Origin of the sequence: Streptomyces sp. NPDC047853 (assembly GCF_043204535.1) — a bacterium.
Lineage (GTDB): Bacteria > Actinomycetota > Actinomycetes > Streptomycetales > Streptomycetaceae > Streptomyces.
The window spans coordinates 493,691-519,646 of the sequence record NZ_JBIDCI010000003.1 but is presented as its reverse complement, the minus strand read 5'-3'; the positions used below and the strand labels follow the sequence as shown (position 1 = coordinate 519,646).

Annotated in this window: 22 protein-coding genes, 1 tRNA gene and 1 riboswitch; of the genes, 7 read left to right on the top strand and 16 right to left on the bottom strand. The window is 72.0% G+C overall.

All coding sequences use genetic code 11. The features are described 5' to 3' along the window. Positions 1–176: 176 nt before the first annotated feature. Positions 177–761, bottom strand: coding sequence for a hypothetical protein (locus ACGF5T_RS09235; protein ID WP_366766769.1), 585 nt, complete (start codon positions 759–761; stop codon positions 177–179). Between the two features lie 122 nt (positions 762–883). After that, on the bottom strand, positions 884–1,834 hold the full coding sequence (locus ACGF5T_RS09230; protein WP_366766770.1) for a MurR/RpiR family transcriptional regulator: 951 nt from the start codon (positions 1,832–1,834) through the stop codon (positions 884–886). A 242-nt stretch (positions 1,835–2,076) separates the two neighbouring features. Here ACGF5T_RS09230 and ACGF5T_RS09225 point away from each other — a divergent pair, with 242 nt between their 5' ends. Then, positions 2,077–2,499 carry a hypothetical protein gene (locus tag ACGF5T_RS09225; RefSeq protein ID WP_356609092.1) on the top strand — a complete coding sequence of 141 codons (423 nt, stop codon included), beginning with the start codon at positions 2,077–2,079 and terminating at the stop codon, positions 2,497–2,499. Positions 2,500–2,803: 304 nt separating this feature from the next. Here the strand turns inward: ACGF5T_RS09225 and ACGF5T_RS09220 are convergent, their stop codons facing one another. Next, positions 2,804–4,192 (bottom strand): cystathionine beta-synthase, encoded by a 1,389-nt coding sequence (locus ACGF5T_RS09220; RefSeq protein ID WP_356608825.1) that lies wholly within the window; start codon positions 4,190–4,192, stop codon positions 2,804–2,806. A gap of 168 nt (positions 4,193–4,360) precedes the next feature. Between ACGF5T_RS09220 and ACGF5T_RS09215 the strand changes: the two genes are divergently transcribed. From ACGF5T_RS09215 to ACGF5T_RS09205, 3 genes are all read left to right on the top strand, one after another. Beyond that, on the top strand, positions 4,361–5,386 hold the full coding sequence (locus ACGF5T_RS09215; protein WP_356608827.1) for an SGNH/GDSL hydrolase family protein: 1,026 nt from the start codon (positions 4,361–4,363) through the stop codon (positions 5,384–5,386). A gap of 480 nt (positions 5,387–5,866) precedes the next feature. Then, on the top strand, positions 5,867–7,087 hold the full coding sequence (locus tag ACGF5T_RS09210; RefSeq protein ID WP_366766771.1) for an acetyl-CoA C-acetyltransferase: 1,221 nt from the start codon (positions 5,867–5,869) through the stop codon (positions 7,085–7,087). A 295-nt stretch (positions 7,088–7,382) separates the two neighbouring features. Beyond that, a complete protein-coding gene (locus tag ACGF5T_RS09205; protein ID WP_356608831.1) occupies positions 7,383–8,180 on the top strand; it encodes a hypothetical protein in 798 nt (265 codons plus the stop codon). Between the two features lie 15 nt (positions 8,181–8,195). On the opposite strand, the gene ACGF5T_RS09200 is transcribed toward ACGF5T_RS09205, so the two are convergent. Then, positions 8,196–8,507, bottom strand: a complete 312-nt coding sequence (locus ACGF5T_RS09200; RefSeq protein ID WP_356608833.1) for a hypothetical protein — start codon at positions 8,505–8,507, stop codon at positions 8,196–8,198. A 103-nt stretch (positions 8,508–8,610) separates the two neighbouring features. Between ACGF5T_RS09200 and ACGF5T_RS09195 the strand changes: the two genes are divergently transcribed. Continuing rightward, positions 8,611–8,841 carry a DUF4287 domain-containing protein gene (locus ACGF5T_RS09195; protein ID WP_053132243.1) on the top strand — a complete coding sequence of 77 codons (231 nt, stop codon included), beginning with the start codon at positions 8,611–8,613 and terminating at the stop codon, positions 8,839–8,841. A gap of 94 nt (positions 8,842–8,935) precedes the next feature. Here the strand turns inward: ACGF5T_RS09195 and ACGF5T_RS09190 are convergent, their stop codons facing one another. From ACGF5T_RS09190 to ACGF5T_RS09180, 3 genes are all read right to left on the bottom strand, one after another. Continuing rightward, on the bottom strand, positions 8,936–9,847 hold the full coding sequence (locus ACGF5T_RS09190) for a Bax inhibitor-1/YccA family protein (protein WP_366766772.1): 912 nt from the start codon (positions 9,845–9,847) through the stop codon (positions 8,936–8,938). 167 nt (positions 9,848–10,014) lie between these two features. Next, positions 10,015–11,235 (bottom strand): 4-hydroxybenzoate 3-monooxygenase, encoded by a 1,221-nt coding sequence (locus ACGF5T_RS09185; RefSeq protein WP_366766773.1) that lies wholly within the window; start codon positions 11,233–11,235, stop codon positions 10,015–10,017. A gap of 160 nt (positions 11,236–11,395) precedes the next feature. Beyond that, positions 11,396–11,479 (bottom strand) — tRNA-Leu (locus ACGF5T_RS09180). Between the two features lie 402 nt (positions 11,480–11,881). On the opposite strand from ACGF5T_RS09180, the gene ACGF5T_RS09175 reads away from it, so the two are divergent. Next, positions 11,882–12,652, top strand: a complete 771-nt coding sequence (locus ACGF5T_RS09175; protein ID WP_356608838.1) for an ABC transporter ATP-binding protein — start codon at positions 11,882–11,884, stop codon at positions 12,650–12,652. Positions 12,653–12,711: 59 nt separating this feature from the next. After that, positions 12,712–15,246: an FtsX-like permease family protein gene (locus ACGF5T_RS09170; RefSeq protein WP_366766774.1), complete on the top strand. Its 2,535-nt coding sequence runs from the start codon at positions 12,712–12,714 to the stop codon at positions 15,244–15,246. A 65-nt stretch (positions 15,247–15,311) separates the two neighbouring features. Here ACGF5T_RS09170 and ACGF5T_RS09165 read toward each other — a convergent pair whose 3' ends face one another. From ACGF5T_RS09165 to ACGF5T_RS09125, 9 genes are all read right to left on the bottom strand, one after another. After that, complete coding sequence (locus ACGF5T_RS09165; RefSeq protein ID WP_356608842.1) at positions 15,312–16,628, bottom strand: class I SAM-dependent methyltransferase; 1,317 nt, start codon at positions 16,626–16,628, stop codon at positions 15,312–15,314. A gap of 212 nt (positions 16,629–16,840) precedes the next feature. Continuing rightward, positions 16,841–18,250: an NAD(P)/FAD-dependent oxidoreductase gene (locus ACGF5T_RS09160; RefSeq protein ID WP_356608844.1), complete on the bottom strand. Its 1,410-nt coding sequence runs from the start codon at positions 18,248–18,250 to the stop codon at positions 16,841–16,843. A 417-nt stretch (positions 18,251–18,667) separates the two neighbouring features. Beyond that, on the bottom strand, positions 18,668–19,609 hold the full coding sequence (locus ACGF5T_RS09155) for a Ppx/GppA phosphatase family protein (protein ID WP_361013709.1): 942 nt from the start codon (positions 19,607–19,609) through the stop codon (positions 18,668–18,670). After that, positions 19,606–20,145 (bottom strand): DUF501 domain-containing protein, encoded by a 540-nt coding sequence (locus tag ACGF5T_RS09150; protein WP_356608848.1) that lies wholly within the window; start codon positions 20,143–20,145, stop codon positions 19,606–19,608. Before ACGF5T_RS09150 ends, ACGF5T_RS09155 begins: the two co-directional genes overlap by 4 nt. Before the next feature lie 89 nt (positions 20,146–20,234). Further along, positions 20,235–20,714 (bottom strand): septum formation initiator family protein, encoded by a 480-nt coding sequence (locus ACGF5T_RS09145; RefSeq protein WP_356608850.1) that lies wholly within the window; start codon positions 20,712–20,714, stop codon positions 20,235–20,237. Between the two features lie 111 nt (positions 20,715–20,825). Next, positions 20,826–22,106, bottom strand: coding sequence for a phosphopyruvate hydratase (gene eno, locus ACGF5T_RS09140; RefSeq protein WP_356608852.1), 1,281 nt, complete (start codon positions 22,104–22,106; stop codon positions 20,826–20,828). A 282-nt stretch (positions 22,107–22,388) separates the two neighbouring features. After that, positions 22,389–23,120, bottom strand: a complete 732-nt coding sequence (locus tag ACGF5T_RS09135) for a transglycosylase family protein (protein ID WP_366766775.1) — start codon at positions 23,118–23,120, stop codon at positions 22,389–22,391. Between the two features lie 3 nt (positions 23,121–23,123). Continuing rightward, positions 23,124–23,290, bottom strand: a riboswitch (cyclic di-AMP (ydaO/yuaA leader). A gap of 182 nt (positions 23,291–23,472) precedes the next feature. After that, entirely contained in the window at positions 23,473–24,504 is a 1,032-nt protein-coding gene (locus ACGF5T_RS09130) for a transglycosylase family protein (protein ID WP_366766776.1), read from the bottom strand. Positions 24,505–24,646: 142 nt separating this feature from the next. Continuing rightward, the gene (locus ACGF5T_RS09125; protein ID WP_356609094.1) at positions 24,647–25,915 is read right to left on the bottom strand and encodes a cytochrome P450; all 1,269 of its coding nucleotides are present in this window, start codon (positions 25,913–25,915) and stop codon (positions 24,647–24,649) included. Between the last annotated feature and the right edge of the window lie 41 nt (positions 25,916–25,956).

Genomic DNA, 25,956 nt, shown 5'->3' with positions numbered 1-25,956 from the left:
GCGCTGCCGCCGAGGCCCACAGCACGCGCGGTGCGGCGCTGCCGCCGAGGCCCACAGCACGCGCGGTGCGGCGCTGCCGCCGAGGCCCACAGCACGCGCGGTGCGGCGCTGCCGCCGAGGCCCACAGCACGCAGGGTATGGCGCTGCCGCCGAGGCCCGAGGCCTGAGGCCCGCGGTCAGACCAGCGCGGCCGTCTTGCGCCTCGCGCCGCCCGGCGCCGCGTCGCCCGCCGCGATGCCGGTGCTGCGGTAGGCCTTCACGGTCCTGGCCGCCGGACGGCCGGCGCCCCGGGCGAGCCAGTCCACACGCACCCACAGCAGAGCGTCCTCGGCCTGTTCCCGGCGCCCGATCCAGGCGGACTTCAGCCAGAGGCCCGCGCCGCAGCCTGCCATCAGCAGTCCGGCCGCGGCGGGGACCGCGAAGGCGCTGCCCAGCGCGGCGACGAAGGCGAGGAGCAGCCACCAGCGGTGGCCCCGGCGCCAGTTGCGCACGGTGACCGCGCGGTCCTGGAGCACGTCGTGCTTGCCCGCGCGGGCGGCCGACCGGGCCAGGGCGGTGTACCGCCTGCGGCGCACGCACGCCACGACGGCCGTCGCGACGACGAACAGCGCGGCACCGGCCAGGACACCGATCCGACGCCCGGTCAGCCCCGGCACCAACGCCCCGATGCCCGCCGCGAACACGCCCAGCCACCACAGGGGCGCCGCCCCCGCCCGTACGACGACGGCGACCCGAACCAGCCCTTGTCCTCCGCGCGCCACGTCCTGCCTCCTGTCCCGTTCTCGCTTCCCGCGATGCGTCTGAGAGGTGTGCGGTGACGCAGGTTAACGGGGGAAGGTGAGACGAGTCTGAGAACGCGGCCGCCGGTGGCGTCGGCCCGCCGTCACTCGACGAAGAGCCCGCGCGCCGCCGCCTTCGTGTCGAACTCCTCGAGTCGGGCCTGGGCGTCCGGCAGGTCGTCGCACATGGCCTCCAGCAGCACCCGTCCGAGCAGCATCGGCGCGCAGGCGGTGTCGAAGGCGAGGCCGGTGCCGACGGCGGCGGGCAGCAGCAGGTCGGACACCTTGGCGACCGGCGCGAAGGCGGAGTCGGCGACGGTCACGACGGTGAGGCCGGCCTCCTTGGCGTGGGCGAGCGCGTCGACGACCTCGCGCGGATGGCGGGGCAGGGCGAAGCAGAGCAGCGCCGTCGCCCCGGCCCGGACCGCGGCGTCGACGCGGTCGCGGAGCATCGTGCCGCCCTCGTCCAGCAACCGGACGTCCGGGTGGACCTTGGCGGCGAAGTAGGCGAAGCCGTGCGCCTGGGCCGCCGCCGCCCGCAGTCCGAGGACGGGCAGGGGCCGGCTGCCGGCGAGCGTGCGGCCCGCCTCCCGCACCGGTCCGGGGTCGGCCAGCACCTCGGCCAGGTGCCGCAGGTTCTCGATCTCGGCCGCCACGGCCTGCTGGTACTCGTTGCGCGAACCGGTGTCCGCCGCCGGTTCGGCGGGGGCGACCTCGCGCAGGTGGCGGCGGAGCGCCGGGTAGCCGTCGAAGCCGAGGGCGACCGCGAAGCGGGTCACGGAGGGCTGGCTGACCCCGGCCAGCTCGGCCAGCTCGACGCTGGACAGGAAGGGCACGTCGGCGGCGCGCCGCACCATGCTGTGCGCGATGCGCCGCTGGGTCGGCGTCAGCCGGTGCCCCTCGAACAGCGCCTGAAGCCGCGCCGCCGGCCCGTCGACCCCACCAGCCCCACCAGCCCCACCGGCGTCGTCAGCCCCACCAGCCCCACTGGCGTCATCGGCCCCACCGGCCCCACCCAGCCCGCCGGTTCCGTCGGTCCGGCCGGTCCCGCTCATCCCTGTCCCCCTCGACCTATTCACCCGCCTCGACTTCTGCATACCGTTATACAGCGAGGCGGCGGGCCGCACGACGCCGAGCGCCCCTCCGACCGACCCGCCCTGACCCGTGGCCCGCCCTGACCCGCCCTCACCGGAACCGCCCCCACCCGCCCCGGTCACCGGGCGCCCCCCGGCGGAAACGGGGGCTATCCCCAGTGCCCGCCACGCCCACGCTGCCTACCGTGGTCGGCATGACGGGAATGGACGGGCGGGACACCGACCTCAAGAAGGAACTCGACGCCACCCTGCAGACCCGCAGGGAGCTGGGTGAGGAGTACGAGTCGGCGCTGGTGGACTCGTTCCTGGAGAAGGTCGACCAGCGCATCGACTCGGCGGTCGAGCGCAGGGTGCGGCGGCAGGTCGCCGAGCAGCAGATGGTGGCGGCCCGCGACAGCCGTTCACCGAGGACCACGGACTCCTTCGGCGAGCGCTTCGGCTTCGGCATCGTGTCGCTGGTCCTCGCGGTCCCGCTGTCCGCGATCGGCGGCGGCGTGGCCGACCTGCCGGGACTGCTGGTCGCCTGGGCGGGCATCGTCGGGGTCAACGTCGTCCAGGCCGCTCGGACCACCCCCGGCCTCTTCACCCGCCGCCGCCCCGGCAAGGACGACGCCTGGGAGGACTGAGCGCCCGGCCGGGGCGGCCTCGCCGCGGGCGGCCGGGGAGAAGACTGCGCGGGGACCGCCGCACCCCCATCGCTGGGGGGCGGGACGACGGCGGTCCCCGCGGGGACGCGCGCGGTTCCGGGCCTCACGGCCGGGGCGGCGCGTCCGTGGCGTCCGTGGAAGTCCGGGAGCCGCTCCGGAAGGTCCTCGACGCCGACAACGACCACTGTGCCGGACCCGTGTTAAGCGTGTGCTGCGCGCACATGACGCGCGCGTACCACTTCCGCGAAGTCCGCGGAGATCATCACGGGCCCGGCGGCTTCCGCTACTTCCCGCCCTTGGCGAGGAAGGACAGCAGGTCCTGACGGCTCACCACACCGGTCGGCTTGCCCTCGACGAGGACGATCGCCGCGTCGGCCGCGCCGAGCACCGCCATCAGGTCCGCGACCGGCTCGCCGGAACCGACCTGGGGCAGCGGGGCCGACATGTGCTTCTCCAGCGGGTCCTCCAGCGAGGCCCGCTTGGCGAACAGGGCGTCCAGCAGCTCCCGCTCCACGACCGAGCCGACGACCTCGGCGGCCATCACGTCCGGGTGGCCGGCGCCGGGCTTGACGATCGGCATCTGCGAGACGCCGTACTCCCGCAGCACCTCGATGGCCTGGCCGACGGTCTCGTCCGGGTGCATGTGGACGAGGGAGGGGATGTGGCCGCCCTCCTTGTGGTTCAGGACGTCGGCGACGCGGGCGCTGGGGCCGGCGTCCTCGAGGAAGCCGTAGTCGGCCATCCACTCGTCGTTGAAGATCTTGCTGAGGTAACCGCGTCCGCTGTCCGGGAGCAGTACGACGACCACGTCGTCCTCGCCGAGCCGCTCGGCCACCTCCAGCGCCGCGACGACCGCCATGCCGCAGGAGCCGCCCACCAGCAGGCCCTCCTCCTTGGCGAGGCGACGGGTCATCTGGAAGGAGTCCTTGTCGGAGACGGCGACGATCTCGTCCGCGACCTCGCGGTCGTAGGCGGTCGGCCAGAAGTCCTCGCCGACGCCCTCGACGAGGTACGGCCGGCCGGAGCCGCCGGAGTAGACCGAGCCCTCGGGGTCGGCGCCGATCACCTTGACCGCGCCGTCACTGGCCTCCTTGAGGTAGCGCCCGGTGCCGGAGATGGTGCCTCCGGTGCCGACGCCGGTGACGAAGTGGGTGATCTTCCCCTCCGTCTGCTCCCACAGCTCGGGACCGGTGGAGTGGTAGTGGGAGAGCGGGTTGTGCGGGTTGGAGTACTGGTCGGGCTTCCAGGCCCCCGGCGTCTCGCGGACCAGCCGGTCGGAGACGTTGTAGTAGGAGTCCGGGTGCTCGGGGTCGACCGCCGTCGGGCACACGACCACCTCGGCGCCGTACGCGCGCAGCACGTTGATCTTGTCGGTGGACACCTTGTCAGGGCAGACGAAGATGCACTTGTAGCCCTTCTGCTGCGCCACGATCGCGAGGCCCACGCCCGTGTTGCCGCTGGTCGGCTCCACGATGGTGCCGCCGGGCCGCAGCTCTCCGCTCTTCTCGGCGGCCTCGATCATGCGCAGGGCGATGCGGTCCTTCACCGAGCCGCCCGGGTTGAAGTACTCCACCTTGGCCAGGACGGTCGCCCTGATGCCCTTGGTCACGCTGTTGAGCCGCACCAGCGGGGTGTTGCCGACGAGGCTGATCATCGAGTCGTGGAAATGCACCGTGGTCTCCGGATGCTGCAAAAGATGTGGTCGTTATCGGTCCCGCCAGCCTATGGCCTAGCGCCCCGGTGATGCCCCGTGACGGTCGTTCACTCCCCGTTGAGATTGGGCGACCGTCGGTACGGGGCAAGCAGTGGGTGTACGGGTTGGAGGAGGTGGCGGCGACGTATGACAAGCATGTCGAGGGCGCGGGTGGCCAAGAGGATCGCGGCCGGCGCGGCGTACGGCGGCGGCGGCATCGGGCTGGCCGGCGCGGCCACGGTCGGTCTGCTGCTGGCGGAGGTGCAGCTGGCCCGGCGCCGGGTGGGCATCGGGACACCCGACCGGGTACCGAACGCGGAGGGGCTCTACGGCGACGCCCTGCCCCCGGCCGGTGAGCGGCCGCTGCGGCTGGTGATGCTGGGCGACTCCACGGCGGCCGGACAGGGCGTGCACCGGGCCGGGCAGACGCCGGGCGCGCTGCTGGCGTCGGGGCTGGCGGCGGTGGCGGAGCGGCCGGTGGAGCTGGGGTCGGTCGCGTCGCCCGGGGCCTGCTCGGACGACCTCGACCGGCAGGTGGCGCTGGTCCTCGCGGACCCGGGGCGGACCCCCGACGTCTGCGTGATCATGATCGGTGCGAACGACGTCACCCACCGCATGCCGGCGACCCAGTCGGTCCGCCACCTGTCGGGGGCGGTACGGCGGCTGCGCACGGCCGGTGCGGAGGTGGTCGTCGGCACCTGCCCGGACCTGGGCACGATCGAGCGGGTGCGGCAGCCGTTGCGCTGGGTGGCCCGGCGGACCTCCCGGCAGCTCGCGGCGGCGCAGACCATCGGCGTCGTGGAGCAGGGCGGGCGCACGGTGTCGCTGGGAGATCTGCTGGGCCCGGAGTTCGCGGAGAACCCGCGGGAGCTGTTCGGCCCCGACAACTACCATCCGTCCGCGGAGGGCTATGCCACGGCGGCGATGGCGGTCCTGCCGTCGGTGTGCGCCGCGCTCGGCCTGTGGCCGGCCGACGAGGAGCGTCCCGACGCGCTGCGCCGCGAGGGCTTCCTGCCGGTGGCGCGGGCGGCCGCGGAGGCCGCGTCCGAGGCGGGCACGGAGGTCGCGGCCGCGATGCCGACGGGGCCGCGGGGACCTTGGGCCCTGCTCAAGCGCCGCAGGCGGCGGAGGGTGCCGGAGGCGGAACCGGCGCGGTCCACCCAGTCGAGCTAGGACCATCACCGCCGGGCGCCCCTGGAGGAGCGCGGACGCCCCCTACCAGCCCGTCCGGCGTTCGAGGACGAGGCCGTCCAGACCGACCGGGGGCTGCGGGGGCTCCGGGGCTCCGAGGGTTCCGGCGCTCCGGCGCTCCGGCGCTCCGGCGCTCCGAGGGCGCAACCCCACGGGCCGGGCACCCGGCCCGGGGCGGGCCTCCGACCTGGTGGCACCCGGCCTGGGGGGGGCACCCGACCTGGGGCGGCACCCCCACCTCACCGCCGGAGGTGGCCGCACCCCCACCCCACCACCGGAGGTGGCCGAACCCCCACCCACCGCCGGAGGTGGCCGCACCCCCACCCACCACCGGAGGCCCAAGCAAGCGCTTAGAAAGTTGCGGCCCATGTCACACCCCCGCACCCGTGACCCGGGCCATACGGCCGGGTAACTTCCCAACCAGCCCCGCCCGCCCCGTACCGACTCGTCACTGGAGCCGTGATGCCCGAAGCCGTGATCGTCTCAGCCACCCGCTCCCCCATCGGCCGCGCTTTCAAGGGCTCCCTGAAGGACCTGCGCCCCGACGACCTGGCCGCCACGATCATCCAGGCCGCCCTCGCCAAGGTCCCGGAGCTGGACCCGAGGGACATCGACGACCTGATGCTGGGCTGCGGTCTGCCCGGCGGCGAGCAGGGCAACAACCTCGGCCGCATCGTCGCCGTCGAGATGGGCATGGACCACCTCCCCGGCTGCACCGTCACCCGGTACTGCTCCTCGTCCCTGCAGACCTCGCGCATGGCCCTGCACGCCATCAAGGCCGGCGAGGGCGACGTCTTCATCTCGGCCGGTGTCGAGATGGTCTCCCGGTTCGCCAAGGGCAACTCCGACAGCCTGCCGGACACCCGCAACCCGATCTTCGCCGAGGCCGAGGCCCGTACCGCCGAGGTCGCCCAGCAGGAGGGCACCACCTGGCACGACCCGCGCGAGGACGGCCTCGTCCCCGACCCGTACATCGCCATGGGCCAGACCGCCGAGAACCTCGCCCGCGCCAAGGGCGTCACCCGGCAGGACATGGACGAGTTCGGCGTCCGTTCGCAGAACCTCGCCGAGGAAGCCATCAAGAACGGCTTCTGGGAGCGCGAGATCACCCCGGTCACGCTGCCCGACGGCACCGTGGTCTCCAAGGACGACGGCCCGCGTGCCGGTGTCACCCTGGAGGCGGTCCAGGGCCTCAAGCCCGTCTTCCGCCCCGACGGCCTGGTCACCGCCGGCAACTGCTGCCCGCTCAACGACGGCGCCGCGGCCCTCGTGATCATGAGCGACACCAAGGCCCGCGAGCTGGGCCTGACCCCGCTCGCCCGCATCGTCTCCACCGGCGTCTCCGGCCTCTCCCCCGAGATCATGGGCCTCGGCCCGGTCGAGGCGAGCAAGCAGGCCCTGTCCCGCGCCGGTCTGACCATCGACGACATCGACCTGGTCGAGATCAACGAGGCCTTCGCCGCGCAGGTCATCCCGTCCTACCGCGACCTCGGCATCCCGCTGGAGAAGCTGAACGTCAACGGCGGCGCCATCGCCGTCGGCCACCCCTTCGGCATGACCGGCGCCCGCATCACCGGCACGCTCATCAACTCCCTCCAGACCCACGACAAGCAGTTCGGTCTGGAGACCATGTGCGTCGGCGGCGGTCAGGGCATGGCCATGGTCATCGAGCGCCTCAGCTGACCACCGCGCCGCACCGGCCGGGGGACTGTCGGTAGCACCCGCGGGACCCAGCGTGACACCACGACCCGGAACCCCGGTCACCCCAGGGTTCTGGGTCGTTTTGTGACCCAATCTCCCCCAGGATGTGACCTACCTCTCCCGGCCCCTGGATTCACGCAGGTCAGCCCCGCCCCACCCCCACCTTCCGGGCCCAAAGTCCTGTCCGTTTCGTGACGTTACGCACTGACAGACGGTTAGTCCTCCCTTCAAGCTGATGTAGGAAGTCGGGGGTCGACTTTGAACCGGGAGTACGTCCGTGAGCGCCATGCCGATCGCCCTGCTGCTCACCACGGCCGCCACCGGCGCCGTGGGCGTCGCCGTCCTGCGCGCCGTGCTGGTGCTGCGCCGCCAGGTGGCGGCCCTGCACACCGAGCTGGCCGAGAGCCGCGCCGCCGCCACGCGCGGCCGTGTGCCCGCGGCCCGTGCCGCCGACGCCGAGGAGATACGCGCGGCCGTCGCGGACGCCCTCGCCGAGGAGCGCGAGCGGGAACTCGCCGAGGCGCGTGCCTTCTGGGCCGCCCAGGACGCGCGGGACACCTCCGACGCGCCCCTGCTGCTCGGCCTGTCCGACAGCGAGCTGTTCCTGCCCCGCCAGGCCGACTTCGCGGGCCTGGAGCCGGTGGCCGAGCCGGGCGCCGACGCCGAGGAGTCGTCCGCGCTGGACGCGGGTCCGCGGGACTCCGCCGAGCTGGCCGCGGCCCGCCGCCGGCACCCCTCGCACCCGGACTTCGTACCGAACCCCGCGCCGGTCGGGAACGACCACGAGCGCACCGTCGCCACCCTGGAGGAACTGGCCGAGACCAACGTGGCGCTGGCGGACGTCCGCCCGGGCCCGCTGGGCACGCTCGACGTGTACGTCTTCGCCGACGGGACCACCCTGTGCATGACCCCGGGCCACCGGGAGACCGCCGAGCGCCTGGCCGCCGCACTGAGCGCGGGCACGACCCCGTACCTCCTGGGCGGCTCGGGGATCTCCGGCGCCTACACGCTGACCTTCGCCTGCGGCGAGGAGAACGTCTACATCCTGGCGGACCGCGTCATCGCGTCCCTCTAGTCACCTCCGGGGGCGTCACACCCCGGCGCGCTTCCGCGCCTCCTCCACCAGGCCCACCGCCTCCTCCACCTGGCCCTCGTCGCTGAGCACGAGGGCCAGGTCGTGTGCGGCGACGGCGATCTGGTCCGCGGCGGCGAACATCCCCGCGTCCGGCATCTGCCGCGGCTCCGCGTCCGGTTCCTCCGCGAGCTGGGCGCGTCGGGCCAGCTCGCGGGCGAGCTCCAGCGCCTCGGCGGCGGCCCCGCGTTGCAGCCTGCTCTGCGGGGCGGCCCGCAGCCGGTCGGCGAAGTCGTCCACGGCACGGGTCAAAGGCGTCGTATCAACCACGGCGCGAGCGTACGCGCCCCGCCGGGACTGTTGCCAACGGGCGGACGCTCAGGCACGGTGACCTGAAGGACCGGCTTACATCCCCTTTCGCCCGGAGGCGCCGATGTCCCAAGTCTTCTCCGAGGAGACCCACCGCAACATGCTCGCCCGCATCCCCCACTGCACCGGTCGTGAGATCTCCGACTGGCTGCGCGCCGTCGAGGACGGCCCCTCCCTCTTCCGTTTCGAGGAGAAGGTCAGCTGGCTCCGCCACGAACACGACCTCGCGTACGGCCACGCGAAGGCGATCGTCCACGAATACGACCTGAGAAGGGCCGCACGCAAGCTGCTCTAGCGTGCGCCGCCGCAAGGACGACGAAGGGCCCCGGGCAGAAGCCCGGGGCCCTTCACACGTCGTGTCGGTGCGCGACGCGCCGTACCAGCACCCGCTAGTCGTTGCTGTTCAGGATCGCGATCAGCCGCAGGAACTCCAGGTACAGCCAGACCAGCGTCAGCGTGAGGCCGAAGGCGGCGAGCCAGGCCTCCTCGCGCGGGGCGCCGTAGGCCAGGCCGTCCTCGACCTGCTTGAAGTCCATGGCCAGGAAGCAGGCGCCGAGGATGATGCCGACGATGCCGAAGACGACACCGAGCGCACCGCTGCGGAAGCCGAGGCCGTCTCCGCCGCCGAAGACGGCGAACAGCAGGTTCACCATCATCAGGAAGACGAAGCCGAGCGCGGCGGCCATCACGAAGCCGTAGAAGCGGCGGTTGACGCGGATCCAGCCGGCCTTGTACGCGATCAGCACACCGGCGAAGACCGCCATGGTGCCGATCACGGCCTGCATGGCCGCGCCGTCGGCGATGCGGTTGTCGACGACGCTGGAGACGACGCCGAGGAAGACACCCTCGAACGCCGCGTACGACAGGATCAGCGCGGGCGAGGCCTTGCGCTTGAAGGACTGGACGAGCGCCAGGACCATGCCGATCAGCGCGGCACCGATACCGATGCCGTAGGACCGGCCGATGTTGGCGTCGTCCACGGGCAGCAGCGCCCACGCGAGCGCGGCCGTCACGATGAGCACGCCGAGCGTGCTCGCCGTACGGATGACGACGTCGTCCATCGTCATCCGGCCGGTGCCGGCCGGTGCCTGCGGCGGCGCGCCGTGCTGAAGGGCCTGCTGGGCGTACGGGTTCTGCGCGTAGGGGTTGCCGGCGGGCTGGGCGTACGGAGCGCCCTGCGCGTACGGGTTGCCCTGGGTGGCGACGGCGGGGCCCCCGGCCTGCGGCGCGGCGTTGAAGCCCGCGTAGCCGTTGTCGCGGCTGAACCCCCGTCGCGAGAAGACCGGGTTTCTGCTCCTCATTTCACTCCTCCATGGCCACACTGCGCAGCCTTGGCTCAAGAGTAATGGAACGGCAAAGGAATGACCCTACTGCTTGGGGAGGATCTTTCCCTGCACCTGCGGGACAACACGCTACGCGGACCGGTGATTCCCCTCACGGCGGGGGCCCGCACCCGGCCGCGCCCCGCTCACCCGATCGGGAACCCGGTGTAGGCCTCGGCGAGGTCGGTCCCGGCCGCGCGGGAGCCCGCGATCCGGTCCAGGCGGGCCACCTGGAGGCGGTCGTCGAAGGGCGTGGCGTCGGGGGCGCGGTGCAGCAGGGTCGTCATGTCGTAAGAGAAGCGCTCGGCCTGCCAGACGCGGCGCAGACAGGTCGCGGAGTAGGCGTCGAGCAGGTCCTCGGAGCCGGTCCGCGTGCGGTGGACCAGGGCCCGCGCGAAGGTGACGACGTCACCGACGGCGAGGTTCAGGCCCTTGGCGCCGGTGGGCGGCACGATGTGCGCGGCATCGCCGGCCAGGAAGAGGCGGCCGTGCCGCATGGGCTCGTGGACGTAGGAGCGCATCGGCGTGACCGACTTCTGGGTGATCGGGCCGCGCCGCAGCGTCCATTCGTCGTCCGTCTCGAAGCGGCGTTCCAGCTCGGCCCAGATCTCCTCGTCGCTCCAGCTCCCGGCGTCCGTGCCCTCGGGCACCTGGAGGTACAGGCGGGAGACGGACGGGGAGCGCATGGACAGCAGGGCGAAACCGCGGTCGTGGCGGGCGTAGACCAGCTCGTCGTGCGACGGCGGCACATCGGCGAGGATGCCGAGCCAGCCGAAGGGGTACGTCCGCTCGAAGGTGCGGCCCATACCGGAGGGGACGGCCGCCCGGGCCACCCCCCGGAAGCCGTCGCAGCCCACGACGTAGTCGCACTCCAGGACGTCCTCGACGCCGCTCCCGCCGTCCGCCCCGTCCCCGTCCCCGTCCCCGTCCGCGCCCGCGTGCCGGAAGCGGACGCGCGGGTGCCCGGTCTCCGCGTCCTCCACGGCCAGCGCCTCGGTCTCGAACAGCAGCGGGCCGCCCTCGTCGAGCTGGAGGGCGATGAGGTCCTTGCAGACCTCGGTCTGGGCGTAGACCATGACCGACTTCCCGCCGGTCAGCGCGGGGAAGTCGACGCGGTGGCGCCGCCTGTCGTAGCGCAGCTCGATGCCGTCGTGCCGCAGCCCCTCCCGGTCCATGCGCTCCGCCGCGCCGGCCGCCCGCAGGACGTCCACGGTGCCCTGCTCCAGGATTCCGGCGCGCTGCCGCCGCTCGACGTAGGCACGGTCGCGGCTCTCCAGGACGACGGAGTCGATACCGGCGTCGTGCAGCAGCCGGGCGAGGAGGAGCCCGGCGGGTCCGGCCCCGATGATGCCGACGGTGGTGCGCATCGGTCGTTCCCTTCGGTTGTTCGCGTGACGCTCGACCGCGGAGCGGTGTTCGCCTGGTGAAAATTAGTTCACCGATCGTCGAAGGTGAGTCTCCGGCCGAGTGACACCGCTGTCAACGGTCTGCGGCGAAGTCGCCGCGCGGGGGAAGGGGAAGGGAGAGTGCCCGGAGCCGGACTTGAACCGGCACGCCCGCGAAGGGGCAGCGAGGTTTAAGCTCGCCGTGTCTGCATTCCACCATCCGGGCAGGCCATGGGCTCCGCGTCGAGCGTCTTGAGCCTATCGGGGCACCCCCCTCGCACATGGGTCGGACGAACCGATCTTGTCTTATTTTATTGGCGCCTGAGGGCGCATCAGTTCCGCGGCCGGGCCGTCCTCACTTGCCAACAGCCTCGCGTGCGGCGCGGGGCATCGCACGCGGAATGACGGAATTTCACCGTCTCGACAAGGGCGCCCGCCCTGTTCCTGTGCTGCCCCCGCCGGCCCGGCGGGTCAGGGTCGGCCGTCATCCTCAGGTAGTACACGGGCCCGTCCGGTCCGCCCGGAGTCCCCCCTCGGAACGGGAACAGCGGCTGACTACACGGCGCCCGGCGGCCGGGAGGATGGACAGCGTCCCCGAGCACGCCGTACCGACAGGAGCGCCCTTCCCGTGACCACCGCACCTATCGCCGACCGGTCCACCACCGTGGCCGCACGCGCCACGGAGCTTTCCAAGATCTACGGCCAGGGCGAGACCCAGGTGGTCGCCCTGGACCGCGTCTCCATCGACTTCCGGCAGGCCGAGCTGACCGCCATCATGGGCCCCTCCGGCTCCGGCAAGTCCACGCTGATGCACTGCGTGGCCGGTCTCGACACCTTCTCCTCCGGCTCGGTGTGCATCGGCGAGACCGAACTGGGCTCGCTGAAGGACAAGCAGCTGACCAAGCTGCGCCGGGACAAGATCGGCTTCATCTTCCAGGCGTTCAACCTGCTGCCGACGCTCACCGCGCGGGAGAACATCACCCTCCCCATGGACATCGCGGGCCGCAAGCCGGACCAGCAGTGGCTGGACTCCGTGATCGAGATGGTCGGGCTGGCCGACCGGCTCGGCCACCGTCCCTCCCAGCTCTCCGGCGGCCAGCAGCAGCGCGTGGCCGTGGCCCGTGCGCTGGCCTCCCGCCCCGAGATCATCTTCGGTGACGAGCCGACCGGAAACCTCGACTCGCGTTCCGGCGCCGAGGTGCTGGGCTTCCTGCGCAACTCGGTGCGTGAGCTGGGGCAGACGGTGGTGATGGTGACCCACGACCCGGTGGCCGCGGCCTACGCGGACCGGGTGGTCTTCCTCGCGGACGGGCGCATCGTCGACGAGGTGTACGGGCCGACGGCCGACTCGGTGCTGGACCGCATGAAGCAGTTCGACGCCAAGGGCCGCACCAGCTGACGTCCCGCCCGCCGCGCACTCCCCCGTACTCCCCCCGTACGTCTGGACAGAGAAGACCCATGTTCCGTACCGCCTTGCGCAACGTCTTCGCGCACAAGGCCAGGCTGTTGATGACCGTGCTCGCCGTGATGCTCGGCGTGGCGTTCGTCTCCGGCACCCTGGTCTTCGCCGACACCCTCTCCCACGCCTTCCGCAACCAGTCGGCGAAGAGCTACGACGACGTCGCCGTCGCCGTCACCTCGCACGCCGACCCGGACAACCCCAAGGAGGAGCCCGGCCTCTCCGGCAAGGTCCTCGACCGGATCTCCGCCGTGGACGGCGTCGCCGGGGCGTACGGCCGCGTCGAGGGCTTCGCCGGCGTCGCCGACCCCGACGGAAAGCTCATCGGCGTCGGCTGGTCCAACAAGGGCGCCAACTTCGCGCCCGGCAAGGACGGCAAGGACGCCGCGTACACGTTCACCGACGGCTCCGGCCCGGTGCGGGACGACCAGATCGCCCTGGACGAGGAGTCCGCCGACAAGGGCGAGTACGAGGTCGGCGACCGGGTGCGCGTCGCGACCAACGGCCCGGTGAAGGAGTACACCCTCAGCGGCGTGTTCACCACCGAGGACGGCGCCGTCAACGCCGGCGGCAGCCTCGTCCTCTTCGACACCTCCGTCGCCCAGAAGCAGTACCTGAAGCCGGGCTACTTCGAGAGCGTCACCGTCACCGCCGCCCCCGGCGCGCACGCCTCGGAGATCCTCCGCTCGGTCGAGCCGCTGCTGCCGGACACCGCCGAGGCCCGGACCGGCCAGGCGCTCGCGGACGAGCAGGCCCAGCAGATCGAACAGGGCATGGGCAACCTCAAGCAGATCCTGCTCGGCTTCGCGGGCATCGCGCTCTTCGTCGGCATCTTCCTGATCTCCAACACGTTCACGATGCTGGTCGCCCAGCGCACCAAGGAGATCGCCCTGATGCGCGCCGTCGGCGCGTCCCGCAGGCAGATCACCCGCTCGGTGCTCGCCGAGGCCGCGCTGGTGGGTCTGGTGGCCTCGGCCGTCGGCTTCGCCCTCGGCGTCGCACTGGCCGTCGGACTGCGCTCCGGGATGGCCGCGTTCGAGATGAAGATGCCGGACGGTCCGCTGGTCCTGTCCGCCACGCCGGTGGTGGCGGCGTTCGCCGTGGGCGTGCTGATCACGGTGTTCGCCGCCTGGCTGCCCGGCCGCCGGGCCGCGAAGATCCCGCCGGTGGCGGCCATGAACAGCGTCCACGCGGTGGCCACCACCAAGTCACTGGTGGTGCGCAACTCCATCGGCGCGGTGGTCACCGCCCTCGGTGCGGCGGGGATCGTGGCGGGTGCCTCGACCGGGGGCGACGACGGCCGGATGTACATCGGGGCGGGCGCGTTCTTCGCCCTGATCGGCGTGATCATCCTGATCCCGCTGCTGTCCCGGCCCGTGATCGCGCTCGTCCGACCGCTGCTCGTCGGCCCGTTCGGGGTGGCGGGCAAGCTGGCCGGCCAGAACGCGGTCCGCAACCCGCGCCGCACCGGCGCCACCGCCTCGGCGCTGGCGATCGGACTGACGCTGGTGACCGCCCTGTCGGTGCTCGGTATCACGGTCGGCGCGGCCATCGACAAGATGACCACGGACAACATCAAGGCCGACTACATGGTCTCGATGGCCAACGGAGGCGACCTCGACCGGACCGCGCTGACGGCGCTGGAGAAGGCCGGGGGCGTGTCCGCGGTCTCGCCGCAGCAGGACGCCTACTTCCGGGTCGACGGCGAGGACTACGTGTCCGCCTCGGCGGTCACCCCGGGCGACATCGAGAAGGTCCTCACGGTCGACGTCGTCAGCGGCAGCGCGGGCTCGCTCGCCGAGGGCCGGATCGCGGTCGCCGAGAAGACGGCCGAGAGCAGGGGCTGGAAGACCGGCGACACCGTCCCCGTCACCTTCGACGACGACGAGAAGGCCACGCTGACGGTCGGCGCCGTCTACAAGGACAGCGAGTTCCTCTCCCCCGTCCTCGTCGACCGCGAGGTCGTGGACCGGCACGAGACGAAGCCGTCCATCCGGCAGATCTTCGTGAAGATCGACGGCGGCCAGTCCGCGGCCAACGAGCAGGTCCTCATCGACGCGCTCGGCGACAACCCGGCGATCACCGTGATGGACCGGCAGGACATCCGCGACGAGTTCGGCGGCGCCATCAACACCATGCTGAACATCATGTACGGCCTGCTGGCCATGGCCCTGATCATCGCGGTGCTGGGCGTCGTCAACACCCTCGCGATGTCCGTCTTCGAACGGCAGCAGGAGATCGGCATGCTGCGCGCGATCGGTCTGGACCGGCGCCGCGTGAAGCGGATGGTCCGGCTGGAGGCCGTCGTCATCTCGGTGTTCGGCGCGGTGATCGGCATCGGTCTCGGCACGTTCCTCGGCTGGGCGATCGGTGAGACCGTCGCGGACCAGATCCCGGGGTACGCGCTGGTCCTGCCCTGGGACCGGATCGGGATCTTCCTGGTGCTGGCCGGCCTGGTGGGCGTCCTGGCCGCGATGTGGCCCGCCCGCAACGCCGCCCGGCTGAACATGCTGAACGCGATCAAGGCCGAGTGACCTCGCCGCACCGCGGCACACCGAGGGCCGGGCTCCCCGCGTGGGGGCCCGGCCCTCATGTCCGGTCAGACGCGGCCGGGCGCACCCCACACGCGGGTGCGCAGCGGCAGTCCGGAGCCGCCCGAGTCCGGGGTCCGCACGGCGAGGACCTGGTTGACGCCGATGCGGTTGTGCTCGAAGGCGAGCGCCGAGGCGGCCATGTACAGGCGCCAGACCCGCGCACGGCCCGGGGTGACGAGCCTCGTGGCCGCCGCCCAGCCGGACTCCAGGTTGGCCACCCAGCGGCGCAGGGTGAGCGCGTAGTGCTCGCGGATCGACTCCACGTCGCGCACCTCGAACCCGGCGCGCTCCAACTGCGTGACGGTGGTGCCGAGGGGGGCCAGTTCGCCGTCGGGGAAGACGTAGGCGTCGATGAACTCGTCCACGCTGTAGGCGGACTCGTCCCGTTCGGGGCGCCGCGCGATCTGGTGGTTGAGCAGCCGCCCGCCGGGCCTGAGCAGCCGGAACAGGTCGGTGGCGTACTCCAGGTAGCGTTCGGCGCCGACGTGCTCGGCCATGCCGATGGAGGAGACGGCGTCGTACGGCCCGTCCGCGACGTCCCGGTAGTCCTGGACGCGGATCTCTACCCGGTCGGTGAGTCCCTCCTCGGCGACGCGCTTGCGGGCGTAGGCGGCCTGTTCCTGGGAGAGCGTGACGCCGACGACGCTCACGCCGTGCTCGCGGGCCGCGTGGATCGCCATGGAGCCCCAGCCGCAGCCGACGTCCAGAAGGCGCTGACCGGGGCTCAGGCCGAGCTTGCGGCAGACCAGTTCGAGCTTGTCGCGCTGGGCGTCCTCCAAGGTGCCGCCCTCGGACTCGGGGGCCGGCCAGTAGGCGCAGGAGTACACCATGGAGGGGCCGAGGACGAGGGCGTAGAAGTCGTTGCCGACGTCGTAGTGGTGGCTGATGGCTCGTCTGTCGGTGCGCTTGGTGTGCAGGTGGCCGCGGGGGCGGCGGACCTCCTCCGGGGGCGGGGCGGGCGGCAGCGGCGGCCCGGCGAGCCTCACCAGCCCGCGTACGGCGGCCCGGGCCTCGGGGTCGCGCAGCGCCTCGACGAGGCCGCGGGCGTCGTCACCGCGTTCCCAGAGCAGGCCGGACACCGCGTCCAGGGCGGCGTACAGGTCGCCGTCGACGTCGAGGTCGCCGGCCACCCAGGCGCGGGCCAGGCCCAGTTCGCCCGGCTTGAACAACAGGCGGCGCAGGGCTCGGCGATGGCGGACGACGACGGTGGGCGCGCCCGGCGGTCCCGCCTGCGAACCGTCCCAGGCGCGGACGCGCACCGGGAGGGGTGCTCCCAGCAACTGTTCGAAGAGGCTCTGCAGCCGCAGCGCGGCGTCAGCCATGGCGTACCTCCGTGACGAGCTATCCCGGAATGTCTTTCACCACGTAAACACCTGGGAGCCCGCCGCACAGTCCCCGGCGCGCGTCACGACTCGGCAAAATACTTGTACACACCACGCATTCTGTCGCCCGGCCGGCGCAGCGCGAAGGGGCCGCCCGCACCACGGATGGCGGACGGCCCCTTCGGGGTACTACGGGTGCGCTGACGGGGAGGTCAGGAGGCCTTGGCCTTCTCCCCGGACTTCTGCGGCTGCGCGGCCGGCTCGGCGGCCTTGGGCGCGGCGGCCGGGGCCGGCTTGGCGGCCTCGTAGAACTCCTCGCGCGGGGTCTCCATCGCACCGAGGGAGACGACCTCGCGCTTGAGGAACATGCCGAGCGTCCAGTCCGCGAAGACGCGGATCTTCCGGTTGAAGGTCGGCATCGCGAGACCGTGGTAGCCGCGGTGCATGTACCAGGCGAGACGTCCCTTGAGCTTGATCTTCATCTTGCCCATGACGATCATCGCGACGCCCTTGTGGAGGCCGAGGCCCGCCACCGCGCCCTTGTTGGCGTGGCTGTAGTCCTTCTGCGGGAAGCCCCGCATGCCGGAGATCACGTTGTCGCCGAGGACCTTGGCCTGGCGCAGCGCGTGCTGGGCGTTCGGCGGGCACCACGCGTTCTCGTTGCCCGCCTTGCGGCCGACGAGGTCCGGCACCTGGGCGTTGTCGCCCGCGGCCCAGATGTAGTCGGTGCCCTTGACCTGGAGGGTCGGCTCGCAGTCGACGTGACCGCGGGGACCCAGCGGCAGGCCGAAGCGGGACAGGGCCGGGTTCGGCTTGACGCCGGCCGTCCACACGATGGTGCTGGAGTCGACCTCCAGGCCGTTCTTCAGCACGACGTGGCCGTCGACGCAGGAGTCCATGGAGGTGGACAGGTAGACCTCGACGCCGCGGCCCTCGAGGTGCTCCTTGCCGTACTGGCCGAGCTTGGGGCCGACCTCGGGGAGGATCTTGTCGGCGGCGTCCACGAGGATGAAGCGCATGTCCTCGCGGGAGACGTTCTTGTAGTACTTGGCCGCGTCGCGGGCCATGTCCTCGACCTCACCGATGGTCTCCGCGCCGGCGAAACCGCCGCCGATGAAGACGAAGGTGAGCGCCTTGCGGCGGATCTCCTCGTCGGTGGTGGAGTCGGCCTTGTCCAGCTGCTCCAGGACGTGGTTGCGCAGTCCGATGGACTCCTCGATGCCCTTCATGCCGATGCCCTGCTCGGCGAGGCCGGGGATCGGGAAGGTGCGGGAGACCGCGCCCATGGCGATGACCAGGTAGTCGAACGGCAGCTCGTACGCCTCGCCCACCAGCGGGGCGATCGTGGCGACCTTGCGGTCCTGGTCGATGGTGGTGACCCGGCCGGTGAGGACCTCCGCCTTGGGAAGCACGCGCCTGAGGGGGACGACGACGTGCCGCGGGGAGATGTTGCCGGCGGCGGCTTCGGGGAGGAAGGGCTGGTAGGTCATGTACGACCGCGGGTCGACGACGGTGACGGTCGCCTCGCCGTAACGCATCTTCTTCTGGATGCGTCGAGCTGCGTACAGGCCTACGTACCCACCGCCTACTACGAGGATCCTGGGACGCTCCGTGGTGCTCATGCCATCGAGTATCCACCCGTCTCAGGGGGGTCGTTCGTGCGCCCCTTCACAAGCTTCGGTGAAGGCTGTGCTACCATCCGCCGCCCACGTGACGGAGATCATGGCGGGGGAAGGAACCAGCGTGTAGTGCACCCCGTTGTCAATGCCGCGTGAGCTGCCCGTCCGCACCTGAGGGGGCGGTGGACCACCCCCTCCCGGTGACCCGGCGGCACCCCTCGCACACACGGTCCTGAACGCGTTCAAAGGGCTGTTGCACCCCCAAAAGGGTCAACCGACGCGCTTTCGCCGTCCGACCGGGCCCAATTCCTTGTGAAGAACTTCACGAACTTTCCCGACAGGACGTCACCGAGAGGCCCGCGAGGCCCCCCGGCGACCGCTCAATCGTCGTCCGCCCTGCTCAGAGAGCGAGCACGGACCCTACGCCACCGACCATGCGATGCCGTCGAGGATGTCGTGCTCGCTCACGACGACCTCCCGCGCGCCCGTTCGCTCCATGATCGCCAGGAGGACGAGCGCACCCGCTCCGATGACGTCGACGCGGCCCGGATGCAGGGACGGGACCGCCGCGCGCTCGGCGTGGGTGGAGCGCAGCAGCCACGCGGTGATCTCCCCGACCCGGTCCCGGGAGACCCGGGAGTGGTGGATGGCGGCCGAGTCGTACTCGGGCAGCTCCTGCGCGATGGCGGAGAGCGTCGTCACCGAGCCGGCCAGCCCCACCAGCGTGCGCGCCTCGCGCAGCGGCACCGTCTCCTCGGCGAGGTCCAGGGCCGCCTCGATGTCCGCCCGCATCGCCGCGACCTGCGCCTCGGTCGGCGGGTCGGTCACCGCGCCGTCCTGGACCAGGTGCCGCTCGGTCATCCGGACGCAGCCGACGTCCACGGAGCGGGCGGCACGCACGTGGTCGTCGCCGACGACGAACTCGGTCGAGCCGCCGCCGATGTCCACGACCAGGTAGGGCCTGTCGAGGTGGTCGCGGCCGGCCAGCTCCCGGGTGGCGCCGGTGAAGGAGAACTCCGCCTCCTGGTCCCCCGTGATGACCTCCGGCTCCACGCCGAGGATGTCCAGCACGCCGCGCACGAAGTCGGTTCGGTTCTCCGCGTCCCGGGAGGCGGAGGTCGCCACGAAGCGCAGCCGCTCCGCGCCGTGCTCCTTGATCACCTCGGCGTACTCGCGGCACGCGGCGAAGGTCCGCTCCAGCGCCTCGGGCGCCAGCCGCCCGGTGCGGTCGACGCCCTGACCGAGCCGCACGATGGTCATGCGGCGGTCCAGGTCGGTCAGCTCACCGGTCGCCGGGTCGACGTCGGCGACCAGCAGCCGGATGGAGTTCGTACCGCAGTCGATGGCGGCGACACGGGTCACTGGCCGTCCTCCCCACAGGTCCCGTCGACCGTCACGCACGGCCCCTTGCGCCACCACTCGGGCAGCATCGCGATGGCCTCGTCGCCCAGTGGGTTCACGCCCGGCCCGGCCGCGAGGGAGTGGCCGACCAGCACGTGCAGGCACTTGACCCGGTCGGGCATGCCGCCCGCGCTCGGGAACCCGGTCAGCTCCTCGATCTCGTCGCGGCGCCGGATGTAGTCCTCGTGCGCGGCCCGGTAGGCGGCGGCCAGCTCGGGGTCGGTGGCGAGGCGCTCGGTCATCTCCTTCATCACGCCGTTCGCCTCCAGCGTGCCGATCGCGGAGGCCGCCCGGGGGCACGTCAGGTAGTACAGCGTGGGGAAGGGCGTGCCGTCGGGCAGCCGCGGCGCCGTCTCCACGACGTCCGGCTGACCGCAGGGGCAGCGGTGCGCGATGGCGCGCAGGCCGCGCGGAGGACGCCCGAGCTGCTGCTTGAAGGCCGCCACGTCCGCGTCGGTGGGCTCGGTGCGCGGGGTGGTCGGCGGGGGAGTCTGCATGACTGTCTTCTGCTGGTCTTCCTGTTGAGTCACGGCCGGCGCGGTCGGTTCACGGCCGGCGCGGTCGGTTCACGGCCGGCGCGGTCGGTTCACGGCCGGCCGGCGGCGTCGGCCTTGTCGATCCCGTCCCAGACGTTGCGGTACCAGGGGCGGTCGGCGGCACCGGCCTCGGCGCGGGCCTGCTTGGCGGCGTCCGGGTCGACGACGACGAACCCCGTCTCCCCCGGCATCACGTAGTGCAGCCGCAGCCGGACCTGCTGCTCGGCGTAGGCGTCGTCCTGCCAGCGCGCCTTGAGGTCGCGCAGCTCCTCGACCCGGCTCCGGGTCTCGCGCTGCTCCCGCTGGAGATCGGCGACCTCCGCCCGCTGGGCGACGTACTGCCGTATCGGATAGGCGAGCGCCACGACCAGCGAGCAGAGCACCATCGCGAGCAGCGCGGCCCGGCCGGTCAGCCGGGAGCGGCGGGCCTGGCGCTTGGTCTGCGAACGGTAGACCCGGGCCGCGGTCTGCTCCCCGATGATCCGGATCCTGGTCGCGGTGGAGAAACGGTCCCGGTCCTTCACCGCCATGTCCCCGCCTCCCCTGCACCCTCGTGCGTCGCCCTACGTGCGTACGTCCCCGCACACGGTACGGGACCGAGTACGGGGACGTACGTACGACGCCGCCTCTTACCGGGCGGGTCAGCCCTTGAAGCGGGGGAACGCGCTGCGGCCGGCGTACACCGCGGCGTCGTCGAGGATCTCCTCGATGCGCAGCAGCTGGTTGTACTTGGCGACGCGCTCGGAGCGGGCCGGGGCACCGGTCTTGATCTGGCCGCAGTTGGTGGCGACGGCCAGGTCGGCGATGGTGACGTCCTCGGTCTCGCCGGAACGGTGGGACATCATGCACTTGAAGCCGTTGCGCTGGGCCAGCTCGACGGCGTCCAGGGTCTCGGTCAGCGAGCCGATCTGGTTCACCTTGACGAGCAGGGCGTTGGCCGAGTTCTCCTCGATGCCGCGGGCCAGGCGCTCCGGGTTGGTGACGAACAGGTCGTCGCCGACGAGCTGCACCTTGTCGCCGAGCTTGGCGGTGATGGTGTTCCAGCCGTCCCAGTCGTCCTCGAACAGCGGGTCCTCGATGGAGACCAGCGGGTACGCCTCGACCAGCTCGGCGTAGTACTCGGTCATCTCGGCGGCGGTGCGGTTCTTGCCCTCGAAGGCGTAGGAGCCGTCCTTGTAGAACTCGGACGCGGCGACGTCGAGCGCCAGGGCGATCTGCTCGCCGGGGGTGTAGCCGGCCTCCTTGATCGCCTCGAGGATCAGGTCGAGGGCCTCGCGGTTGGAGCCGAGGTTCGGGGCGAAGCCGCCCTCGTCGCCGAGGCCGGTGGCCAGGCCCTTGTTCTTCAGGACCTTCTTCAGCGTGTGGTAGACCTCGGCGCCCCAGCGCAGGGCCTCGGAGAAGGACTCCGCGCCGATCGGGGCGATCATGAACTCCTGGATGTCCACGTTGGAGTCGGCGTGCGAGCCGCCGTTCAGGATGTTCATCATCGGCACCGGCAGCAGGTGCGCGTTGGGGCCGCCCAGGTAGCGGAAGAGCGGCAGGTCGCTGGCCTCGGAGGCGGCGTGGGCGACGGCGAGGGAGACGCCGAGGATGGCGTTGGCGCCCAGCGAGCCCTTGTTGTCGGTGGCGTCCAGGTCGAACATGGCCTGGTCGATCAGGCGCTGCTCGGTGGCGTCGTAGCCGACCAGCTCCGGGCCGATCTGCTCGATGACGGCCAGGACGGCCTTCTCGACGCCCTTGCCCAGGTAACGGGCCGGGTCGCCGTCACGGAGTTCGATGGCCTCGAAGGCGCCGGTGGAGGCGCCGGAGGGAACGGCGGCACGACCCGTGCTGCCGTCGTCGAGGCCGACCTCGACCTCGACCGTGGGGTTGCCTCGGGAGTCCAGGATTTCCCGGGCTACGACGACGTCGATGGACGGCACGAGCATCTCCTTCTTCAATGTGACGCTTCGGTGTGACGCGCGGGTCCACAGGACCGCAGCGGCTCTGCGGGACCGAGCCTAACCGGCTCCGGGCGATCGGCCAGCCGATCGCCCACCCGCTGGACAGAACCGAGAGTAAATTGTTTCCGAACGGAACAAAGACGTTTCCGGAAACACCCGCGGCCCCGGGGACGGCGGCGCGGGCGGGACGGGGGCGTGAAAAACCCGTCCCGGCGCGTACGGGGGAACACGCGCCGGGACGGGAGCAGGCGGGGCCGCCGCTTACTTCAGGTGCAGCTGCTGGCCCGGGTAGATCAGGTCGGCCTCGTCGACGATGTCGTCGTTCAGCTTGAACAGCTTCGCCCAGCCGCCCTTGACGTCGTGCTCCTGGGCGATCGAGCTGAGGGTGTCGCCCTTGACGACCTTGTACTCGCCGTCGCCCTTCTCGACCTTCTTGCCGGTCGGGGTGGTGACGGTCTTCTTCTCGGCCGGCTTCTCGGCGGCCGGGCGCTCCTCGGAGCGGGAGGCCTTCTGCTCGGTGGAGCGGTCGGCGGTGGAGCCGCTGCTCTGGCTCTCGGAGCTGCCGGAGCCCTGCGCGGAACCGCTGTCCTGGCTCTCGGTGGAGCCGCCACCGGTGTACGCGGCGCCCGACAGGCCGGTGCCGCAGACCGGCCAGGCACCCTTGCCCTGGCCCGCGAGCACCTTCTCGGCGATCTCGATCTGCTGCGACTTGCTCGCCTGGTCGGCGGTCGCGGCGTACTGCGTACCGCCGTAGCCGGCCCAGGTGGAGGCGGAGAACTGCAGACCGCCGTAGTAACCGTTGCCGGTGTTGATGGACCAGTTGCCACCGGACTCGCACTGGGCGACGGCGTCCCACTCGGAGGCGGTGGCGGCGGAGGCGTTGCCGGCCGCCATCAGCGGGGCGGCGACGGCGGCACCGGTGACACCGGCGACGGCGATGACTCGGGTGGCCTTGGACGGGCGACGGTGCTTGCCCTTGCCGGAAAACAGCATGGTTGATCCCCTCACCGACGCCTGCGAGGTGAGCTGTCGGGTTCGGGCCGGTTGAGTTGCCCGGCCGGGTTCCTCGCGGAACTCGGCTCCACCCCTAGCCGCTCCGGCTCGACTGCCCGGTGCGGCACTTACCTTGGGTCCCCCGCTCCTGCCTGCGGCGCTTGACGCGACGACTGTTCCCGGACGGCCGCTGGCAGGATTCGGCGTTGCGGCAGCCGGGGCCCGCGATGGCGAGCGACCATGACCGTAGACACGCGCTCGCCGGATTTTCAAAGACGATCACGGCTTCTGAGAGCTATGTCTCACGTGATCCAAATCGGACATAGGCCCCGAACCGTGACGCGAACTCCCCCTACTTTTGGCCCGATTCGCCCCCGACCATGAGCGTCTGACCGGGCAGGATGTGGTCCGGGTCGGCGCCGACGACCTCCTCGTTGCCGACGTACAGCGAGCGCCACCCGCCGTCGAGCTCAAGGGAGTCGGCGATGCCCCAGAGGCTGTCGCCGGAACGGACGGTGTACGAGCCGTCGACGACCTCTCGCGCCTCGTCCTCACCGCGCGAGGCATGCCGCCCCGACGCGTCGGTCCCGCGGCCCTCCTCCACGCCCTCCTCGGCGCGGTCGCCGCGGTGCTTGCCGGCGCCGGACCCCGCGGTGTCGGTGAGGGCCGAAGAGCCCGCACTCTGGCCCGCCTTGTCCGTTTCGTCACCCTTGGTGGTGGCTGCGGACGACCTGTCGGACTCCTGCGGGTCGGCGGTCGCCGAGGGGCTGGTTCCGGGCGCCGTGTCGGCCTTGGCCGTTTCGTCCGGTTCGGTCGACGGGGAGTCAGGCGTGGCCGGGGGCGGGGACGAAGGCGAGACCCCGGAGGCCCGCTCGGACTCTTCGGACGAGCCGGACGAGCCGGTGCCGGACGCCCCGGTCGACCGGGGAGCCTTCGGCGTCCCCGCGTCGTCCGACCCCTGCGACGGACCCTCCTCCGCCGCACCCGTGCCGCCGGCCGGCGAACCCGAGTCGTTGCCCAGGCCCGCGAGCAGGCCGCAGGTCGGCCAGGCGGCGATGCCCTGGTCCGCGCGCAACTTCTCGGCGATTCTTATCTGCTGGGAGCGGCTGGCCTGATCGGCGCTCGACGCGTACTCCAGGCCGCCGTACTGCTCCCAGACGTCCTGGGACAGTTGCAGCCCGCCGTAGTAGCCGTTGCCGCTGCTCTGGCTCCAGGCGCCGCCGGTCTCGCACTCGGCGACCCGGTCCCAGTTCGCCCCGTCGGCCGCGTGCGCGCCGGTGGCGCCGAGAAGCGGGATCGCGATGGCGGAGCCCGTGACTCCGGCGGCGACGACCAGGGCGGGTGCCTGGCGGGGGCGGCGGTGACGACCGTTCCCGGAGAGCATGCGACGACCTTTCACGAGACAGCGAGGATCGCGTGGCCGTGAGACTGGGGGCCACGTTGATCCGTGAACGTATAGGCAGATGATCGCTTGTCACAAGTTCATGCCGCGCAGATCACGTGAAGATCACAAAGTTGAGCGCGTGTCACTTTTGCGGAGGCGACGCAACGCTCCCGTTCGCCGGTGCGACCGGTGTGAACGACACGGGCAGGGTGCGCAGACCTCGCATGATGAGCCCGCCGCGCCAGCGCAGTTCGGCCGGGTCGGCGGCGAGGCTCAGGTCCGGCAGGCGGGTGAGGAGCGTGGCGAGCGCGGTCTGCCCCTCCAGCCGGGCGAGCGGGGCGCCCAGGCAGTAGTGGATGCCGTGGCCGTACCCGAGGTGCTGGCTGTCCCGGCGGGAGAGGTCCAGGGTGTCCGGGTCCGTGAACCGCTCCGGGTCCCGGTCGGCGGCGGCGAGGACGACGAGGACGGGGTCGCCCGCCGCGATGTCCTGCCCGCCGATGGTGAGCGGCCGGGTGGCGAAGCGCCACGTGGCCAGCTCCACCGGGCCGTCGTACCGCAGCAGTTCCTCCACTCCGGTCTCCAGCAGGGCGCGTTCGCCGTCGGCCAGGGACGACTGGAGACGGGCCCGCTGCTCCGGGTGCGTGAGCAGGGCGTACGTCCCGTTGCCCACCAGGTTCACCGTGGTCTCGAAACCCGCGAACAACAGGATGAAGGCCATGGCCGCGGCCTCGTTCTCGGTGAGGTGCTCCCCGTGGTCCGAGGCGCGGATGAGGCCGGAGATGAGGTCCTCACCGGGTCCGGGCTCGGGTGTCAGCGCCGCGCGCTTGCGGTGGATGAGCTCGGCGAGGTAGCCCCGCATCTTCTTCACCGACCGCGCCACCCCGCCCCGTGGCCCCCCGCCGTGGCGGATCATCATGCCCGCCCAGTCCCGGAAGTCGTCCTGGTCCTCGCGGGGTACGCCGAGCAGGTCGCAGATGGCGTAGATGGGGAGCGGGAAGGCGAACTCGTGGATGAGATCGGCGCTGCCGGTGGCGGCGAACCGGTCGATGAGCCCGTCGGCGAGCTCCTGCACGCGGGGCGCGAACTCCGCCACCCGGCGCGGGGTGAACGCCTTGCTGACCAGTCGGCGCAGCCGGGTGTGGTCCGGCGGGTCGATGTTCAGCAGATGGGTCATCAGGTCGGCCTTGCGCTCCCCCGGGATGCCGGTCTTGCCCTTGGCGTGCGCGGGCTCGTCGTGGTGGGCCGGGTTCTTGGACAGCCGTGGGTCGGCGAGGGCCTGCTTGGCGTCGGCGTACCGGGTCACCAGCCAGGCCTCCACGCCGCTGGGCAGCCGCGTCCGGTGCACGGGGGAATGCTCGCGCAGCCAGGCGTACGCGGGGTAGGGGTCGCTCGCGAACTCCCAGGTGAACAGCTCGGGGGCCGGGCCCTCGGTGGCACCGGGGGCACGGTGGC